Genomic DNA, 8184 nt, shown 5'->3' with positions numbered 1-8184 from the left:
AGTTAGTACTGAAATAAAGCAAAAAACGATAGGAAAAGACATTTCCTTAACAGGTGTTGGCTTACATACAGGAAAAGATGTTACATTAACTTTTAAACCAGCAGCCGCAGATACAGGATTTGCTTTTAAGCGAGTAGACTTAGAAGGAACACCTAGTATAGAAGCAGATGCAAATTATGTAACTAATACGCAAAGAGGAACTTGTTTGGAAAAAAATGGCGTTACCATTCAAACATGCGAACACGTATTAGCAGCGTTAACAGGTTTAGATATAGATAATGCAATTATAGAATTAGATAATTCTGAGCCTCCAATTATGGACGGCTCATCTAAGTTTTTTGTTGAAGCTATTGAAAATGCAGGAATTGTTGAGTTAGATGCTTATCGAGAAGAGTATGTAGTAACAGATGTTATTTCGTATTGCGATGAAGAGTCTGGAAGCGAAATATTAGTTATGCCATCTAAAGAGTACCAAGTAACCACTATGGTAGATTTTGGTACAAAGGTTTTAGGAACACAAAATGCGACTTTAAAGCATTTATCAGACTTTAAAGAAGAAATTGCAGACTCAAGAACATTTAGCTTTTTACATGAACTAGAATCGCTCTTAGAACATGGATTAATAAAAGGAGGCGACCTTAATAATGCTATCGTATACGTGGATAAAGAATTATCCGATGAAACTATGGGGAAGCTAAGAGAGGCCTTTAAAAAAGATACTATTTCAGTTAAGCCTAATGGTATTCTTGATAACTTAACATTACATTACCCTAATGAAGCTGCTAGACATAAACTACTTGACGTAGTAGGCGATTTAGCGTTGATTAAAACAAGAATTAGAGGTAAAGTTATAGCAAATAAACCAGGTCACTTTGTAAACACTCAGTTTGCAAAGAAAATGGCTAAACTTATAAAGAACGAAAGACGTAACAATGTTCCAGTAATAGATTTGAACCAACCGCCAGTAATGGATGTAAATCAAATTATGGATATGTTACCGCACAGGCAACCATTCTTATTAATAGATAAAATTTTCGAATTATCCGAAAATAATGTGATAGGAATGAAAAATGTAACAATGAACGAGCCATTTTTTGCAGGACACTTCCCTGGAGCACCAGTAATGCCAGGTGTTTTAATTATAGAAGCTATGGCACAAACTGGAGGAATACTAGTTTTAAGTACTGTCCCAGATCCTGAAAACTATTTAACCTTCTTTATGAAGATGGATAACGTAAAATTTAAACAAAAGGTTATGCCTGGAGATACGCTTATCTTTAAATGTTCGTTAATTACACCAATTAGAAGAGGTATATGCCATATGCAAGGTTATGCATACTCTAATGGTAAATTATGTGCAGAAGCCGAATTAATGGCGCAAATAACAAAAGTAAAATAAACAAGAAGTTGTAACATACTATTCAAGCAAAACTCTAGTTTTGTTTAGATATATTATGCTTCAATTATTTAATATAAAAAAACATAGAGATGAACCAACCATTAGCTTACGTACATCCAGGCGCTAAAATTGCTAAAAATGTAGTGATAGAGCCATTTACAACAATATATAATAATGTTACTATTGGCGAAGGAACCTGGATAGGAAGTAATGTTACTATTATGGAAGGTGCTCGTATAGGTAAAAATTGTAATATTTTCCCTGGATCTGTAATCTCTGCAGTACCTCAGGATCTAAAATATAACGATGAAGATACAGAAACTATTATAGGAGATAATGTTACCATTAGAGAATGTGTAACTATAAATAGAGGAACAACAGATAGAATGAAAACAGTTGTAGGCAACAATTGTTTAATAATGGCTTACTGCCACATTGCACACGATTGTATTGTTGGAGATAATTGTATTTTTTCTAATAATACTACCTTAGCAGGACATATAAATGTAGGCGATTATGTTGTTTTGGCAGGAATGACCGCGGTGCATCAATTTTGTTCTATAGGAAATCATGCCTTTGTAACAGGAGGATCTTTAGTGCGTAAAGATGTACCACCATTTGTAAAAGCTGGTAGAGAACCTTTATCTTATGTTGGTATAAATTCTGTAGGATTAAGACGAAGAGGGTTTACAACAGAGAAAATAAGAGAAATTCAAGATATATTTAGATTATTATATCAAAAAAACTATAACAATACACAAGCCGCTGGGATTATAGAAGCGGAAATGGAAGCAACTACAGAACGCGATGAAATATTAATGTTTATTAAAAATTCTCATCGTGGTATTATGAAAGGTTACTTCAAATCAAATTAAAAACAAAATAGCATTAGCTAATAATTAAACACCAATAACATGGCAAGTACTTCAGATATTAGAAACGGATTATGTATTAGATATAATCACGATATTTATAAAATAGTAGAATTTTTACATGTAAAACCAGGAAAAGGCCCTGCTTTTGTAAGAACAAAATTAAAAAGTGTTACCTCGGGTAAGGTAATAGATAATACATTCTCAGCCGGACACAAACTAGACGATGTACGTGTAGAAACACACAAATTTCAGTATTTATATAATGAAGGAGAAACGTATCACTTTATGAATACAGAAGATTATTCTCAAATAGAATTACAAAAAGCAGCTTTAGATTCTCCAGATTTAATGAAAGAAGGAGAAGTCGTTACTATTTTAATTAACTCAGAAGATAACATGCCGTTATCAGTAGATATGCCAGCGAGTGTTATTTTAGAAGTTACAGCAACAGAACCAGGAGTTAAAGGTAATACAGCTACAAATGCTACAAAACCAGCAACTGTTGAAACTGGAGCAACTGTTAATGTACCTCTATTTATAAATGAAGGCGATAAAATTAAAGTAGAGACCGCTAAGGGGACTTACAAAGAAAGAGTAAAAGAATAATAAAGTAGGTCGTAATCGGTATTTAGTAAGCAATTCTTACTCAATATTAGATGCTAATATTAGAGAGCAATAGATGAAATTCCCTAAACAATATACTTTAAAAGAAATAGCGCAAATTATTAATTGTGAATTTGTAGGCGTCAATGATTTTCCTGTATTAGGAATGAACGAAATTCATGTAGTAGAGCCTGGGGATATTGTCTTTGTAGATCATCCAAAATATTATAATAAAGCATTAGAGTCTGCGGCTACAATAGTATTAATCAATAAAAATGTAGATTGCCCTGAAGGTAAAGCATTGTTAATTAGTGAGGATCCTTTTAGAGACTTTAACAAGTTAACACAACATTTTAAGCCTTTTCAAAGCACTAATGTAAGCCTTTCAACATCTGCTACAATAGGAGAAAATACAGTAATTCAACCTAATTGTTTTATTGGTAATAACGTTGTTATAGGAGATAATTGTGTTATTCATGCAAATGTAACCCTATACGATGATACTGTGATAGGTAATAATGTAACAATACATTCAGGAAGTATATTAGGAGCCAGTGCCTTTTATTATAAAAATAGACCAGAAGGCTTCGATCAGTTACTCTCTGGAGGTCGTGTTGTAATAGAAGATAATGTAGATATAGGAGCATTATGTACAATAGATAAAGGTGTTACAGGAGACACAACAATTGGAGCGGGTTCTAAGCTAGATAATCAAATTCAAGTTGGACATGATACTGTTATAGGAAAAAAATGTTTAATAGCCTCTCAGGTCGGTATAGCTGGTTGTTGTATTATAGAAGATGAAGTTACCATTTGGGGGCAAGTAGGCACAAATAGTGGTATAACAATAGGAAAAAAAGCTGTGATTTTAGGGCAAACAGGTGTTACAAAATCTGTAGAAGGTGGGAAAAGCTATTTTGGAACACCAATTGAAGAATCTAGAGTAAAATTAAAAGAGTTAGCTTACGTTAAGCAAATACCTAATATATTAAACGAACTAAAAAGTAATAAATGACAGCTAAAACTATAGTTCAATCCTTTTACGATTTAGACTTAGCAACTTGTGAAAATGCTATGGATAAATTTCATAAGGATTGTGAGTTACATTGGAATAGTAGTAAAGGGTTTACAAAATTAGATTATAATGGTATCGAAAAAATGATGGAAGGTGTTCGAGAATCTTTTCACTCATTTACCTACAAACTAAGTCATCTTCTAGAAAGCGACAATACGGTAACAGCAAGATATACTGTGTACGTAACAAGTATTGAGCGTCCAGAAAAAGAAGACCCATTAGCACATTTCATTTCTATTTGGGAAGTAAAAGATGGTAAACTCTATAGAGGCTGGGAGATGAGTCAATTATTAGATGAAACTCCAGAAAATATCTCATCCTATTCAGAAATAAAAATTTAAAAAATAGCTTAATAAATACTAATCAAAATAGTATTTTTGCTGAAAAATTAAGAAGCTTTAATAAAAGTTAAAATAGAAATTACCTAACATAAATATAAAATGAGCGTTTTAGTAAACAAAGATTCAAAAATAATAGTTCAAGGATTTACAGGTAGTGAAGGTACTTTTCACGCTAGTCAAATGATTGAATACGGAACAAATGTTGTAGGTGGCGTTACTCCAGGAAAAGGAGGTCAAACACATTTAGATAAACCAGTTTTTAATACAGTACAAGAAGCTGTAGAGAAAGTAGGAGCAGATACAACAATTATATTTGTACCGCCAGCGTTTGCTGCAGATGCAATTATGGAAGCTGCAGATGCAGGAATTAAAGTAATCATTACAATTACTGAAGGTATTCCTGTTGCAGATATGATTAAAGCTTCAGATTATATAAAAGGTAAAGACTGCCGCTTAGTAGGACCTAACTGTCCAGGAGTTATTACTCCAGGTGAAGCTAAAGTTGGTATTATGCCTGGTTTTGTATTTAAGCAAGGTAAAGTAGGTATTGTTTCTAAATCAGGAACATTAACTTATGAAGCTGCCGATCAAGTTGTTAAACAAGGATTAGGAATAACAACAGCAATTGGTATTGGAGGAGATCCAATTATAGGAACAACAACAAAAGAAGCTGTAGAGTTATTAATAAACGACCCAGCAACAGAATGTGTTGTAATGATAGGTGAAATTGGAGGTCAATTAGAAGCAGATGCTGCTAAATGGTACCAAGATAGCGGAAGCAAAAAACCAATTATTGGGTTTATAGCAGGAGAAACTGCACCAGCAGGACGTACAATGGGGCACGCAGGTGCAATTGTAGGTGGTAGTGATGATACTGCACAAGCTAAAAAAGCAATTATGAAAGCATGCGGAATTCATGTAGTGGATTCGCCTGCAGAAATTGGTAAAAAAGTAGCAGAAGTTTTAGGATAAGAAGATTTAGCTAAAATAAATACATAAGTTGTTTTAATAGTTAAAAATTGTTAAAATAATTATAATAAACAAACGTTATAAGTTCGTTGGCTGTACATTAGCTAACGAACTTTTTTTTTAACAAAAAACTATCAAAAAATGAAGCACTTAAAATTAGTTATTATGCTTGCGGTTGTTGCTTTCGTCTACAGCTGTAAAAAAGGTAACGAAACTAAAACCTCGGCAATGGCTTACAGTACGGAAGCAAAAACAGATGCTAATGGTTATAGTTACGAAACCGTTGCTAATGACCCAACGGGATTACGCTTATATACTTTAGATAATGGATTAAAGGTATACATGAGTAAAAACACAGATGAACCAAAAATACAAACATATATTGCTGTTAGAGCAGGTTCTAATTACGATCCTAAAGAATCTACAGGATTAGCACACTATTTAGAGCATATGGTGTTTAAAGGAACCGATGAAATAGGAACTCTAGATTGGGAAAAAGAAAAGGTTTACCTAGATCAAATTTCCGATTTATATGAGCAGCATAGAGCAGAAACAGATCCAGATAAAAAATTAGAACTATATAGAAAAATAGATGAAGTATCGTTAGAAGCATCACAATATTCTGTAGCTAATGAATACGATAAAATGACGAGTTCATTAGGAGCTACAGGAACTAATGCACATACATGGTTTGAAGAAACTGTATATAAAAATAAAATTCCTGCTAACGAGTTAGGTAAGTGGCTAACATTAGAAGAAGAGCGTTTTAGTCAATTAGTACTACGTTTGTTTCATACAGAACTAGAAGCTGTATTTGAAGAGTTTAATAGAGGTCAAGATAATGATGGTAGAAAAAGTTATGCAGCAATGTTAGAAGGCTTATTCCCTAATCATCCATATGGACAACAAAAAACAATAGGAACAGCAGAGCACCTTAAAAATCCATCATTAGTAGACATTAATAATTATTTTGATAAATATTATGTGCCAAATAATATGGCAATGGTATTAGTAGGAGATTTAGACTTTGATAAAACAATAGCAGAAGTAGATAACACTTTTGGTAAGCTTAAAAAGAAAGACGTTACACATCCAGTACTTCCAAAAGAAGAACCAATTACATCAGTTGTAACTAAAGAAGTCTTTGGGCCTACAGCAGAAAGTGTTGGGCTTGCATTTCGTTCAGGAGGTGTTAATACAAAAGATGAGAAGTTTGTAACACTGTGTGATATGATTTTGGCAAATGGAAATGCTGGTTTAATAGATTTAAACTTAAATCAAAAACAAGTAGTACAAAGTGCAGGATGCTCACCAACTTTTTTAAATGATTATGGTTACCATAGCTTTAGAGGCTCTCCAAAAGAAGGACAATCTTTAGATGAAGTTAAAACGTTATTATTAGAGCAAATTGATAAATTAAAGAAAGGAGAGTTTGAAGAGTGGATGATTGAAGCTGTTGTTAACGACCTTAAAAAATCTCAATTGCAACAATATGAAAACAGTACAGCTTTAGCATCAGCCTATTACAATGCATTTATTCATCATGAAAATTGGGCTAATAAAGTAAAGTTTTTAGACGATTTAAAAGCTATTACTAAACAAGAATTAGTAGCATTTGCTAATGAATTTTATAAAGATAACTATGTTGTAACTTACAAGCGTAAAGGTGAAGATAAAAACATTGTAAAAGTTTCAAACCCAGGAATTACACCAGTTAACTTAAACAGAGATAAATCTTCAGAATATATGAAGAATTTTAATAAAATGGAATCAAAACCATTAGAGCCTGTTTATGTAGACTATACTTCTGCAATAAAAGAAACAAAGACCGATAATGGTATAAATGTATCTTACATAGAAAATGAAACTAATGATTTATTTAACTTAAACATCATTTTCGATATGGGAAGTGATAATGATAAAAAATTAGGATTAGCCGTTGGATATTTAGCATACCTTGGAACAGATAAATATTCTGCAGAAGAATTAAAGAAAGAGTTTTATAAACTAGGAATAGATTATTCTGTTAATGCAGGAGGAGAGCAAACTTTTGTTGGGTTAAGTGGTTTAAAAGAAAACTTACCTAAAGGCTTAGAATTGTTAGAGCATTTATGGGAAAACGCAGTTGCAGACGAGGATGCATATAGTAAATATGTAGAATCTATAGCAAAAGGAAGACAAAATAATAAAACAAGTAAAGGAAGTATTTTAAGATCTGGTTTATTAAATTTTGCTAAATATGGTGAAAATTCAAGATTACGTAATATTATACCAGTGAGTGAATTAAATGCTATAAACCCACAAGAGTTGGTAGAATTAACAAAAGGCATGAAAAACTACAAACAACGTATGTTTTATTATGGTAAAGATGTTAATTCTGCAGTAACAGCATTAAATAAGTTTCATAACGTTTCAAGTGACTTAAAAGAGTACCCAGAAGCAATGACTTACTTAGAAAAGGAAACAGGAGGAAATGTTTATTTTGTTGATTACGATATGGTACAATCCGAAATGATGTTTTTAGCAAAAGGAGAACCTTTTAAAGTAGAAAACATGGCTGCATCAACATTATTTAACACCTATTTTGGAGGAGGATTATCGTCTATAGTTTTTCAAGAAATTCGTGAATCAAAATCATTAGCATATTCAGCTTGGTCTAATTACTCAACAGCACGTAAAAAAGGAGATGCTAACTATGTAATGGCTTACATTGGTACACAAGCTAATAAAATGCCAGAAGCAGTAGATGCAATGATGAACTTAATGAGCGATATGCCAGAAGCAGAAGATCAATTTAATGCAGCAAAAGAAGCAACATTAAAAAAATTAGCAGCGCAGCGTATCACAAAATCTAATGTATTTTGGAGTTACGAAAGACTAAAGAAATTAGGAATAGAGAACGATAATCGTGAGGCAATGTCC

7 protein-coding genes are annotated in these 8184 nt (G+C 32.5%); all 7 read left to right on the top strand.

Annotated features, from left to right (window positions below):
* A partial coding sequence (locus ACVC2P_RS04605; RefSeq protein WP_452597310.1) for a bifunctional UDP-3-O-[3-hydroxymyristoyl] N-acetylglucosamine deacetylase/3-hydroxyacyl-ACP dehydratase occupies positions 1-1399 on the top strand: 1399 nt, incomplete at its 5' end.
* 89 nt (positions 1400-1488) lie between these two features.
* A complete protein-coding gene (gene lpxA, locus ACVC2P_RS04600; protein ID WP_452597309.1) occupies positions 1489-2274 on the top strand; it encodes an acyl-ACP--UDP-N-acetylglucosamine O-acyltransferase in 786 nt (261 codons plus the stop codon).
* Positions 2275-2313: 39 nt separating this feature from the next.
* Positions 2314-2880: an elongation factor P gene (efp, locus tag ACVC2P_RS04595; protein ID WP_452597308.1), complete on the top strand. Its 567-nt coding sequence runs from the start codon at positions 2314-2316 to the stop codon at positions 2878-2880.
* Between the two features lie 73 nt (positions 2881-2953).
* Positions 2954-3892, top strand: a complete 939-nt coding sequence (locus ACVC2P_RS04590; RefSeq protein WP_452597307.1) for a UDP-3-O-(3-hydroxymyristoyl)glucosamine N-acyltransferase — start codon at positions 2954-2956, stop codon at positions 3890-3892.
* Positions 3889-4293: a nuclear transport factor 2 family protein gene (locus ACVC2P_RS04585; protein ID WP_452597306.1), complete on the top strand. Its 405-nt coding sequence runs from the start codon at positions 3889-3891 to the stop codon at positions 4291-4293. The genes ACVC2P_RS04590 and ACVC2P_RS04585 overlap by 4 nt, the downstream gene beginning before the upstream one ends.
* A gap of 99 nt (positions 4294-4392) precedes the next feature.
* Complete coding sequence (gene sucD / locus ACVC2P_RS04580) at positions 4393-5265, top strand: succinate--CoA ligase subunit alpha (RefSeq protein ID WP_452597305.1); 873 nt, start codon at positions 4393-4395, stop codon at positions 5263-5265.
* Between the two features lie 138 nt (positions 5266-5403).
* Positions 5404-8184: M16 family metallopeptidase (locus ACVC2P_RS04575; protein ID WP_452597304.1), on the top strand; the 2781-nt coding region annotated here is incomplete at its 3' end.

This window comes from Pontimicrobium sp. MEBiC01747, assembly GCF_053601635.1.
This window is presented reverse-complemented; position numbering and strand designations above follow the sequence as displayed.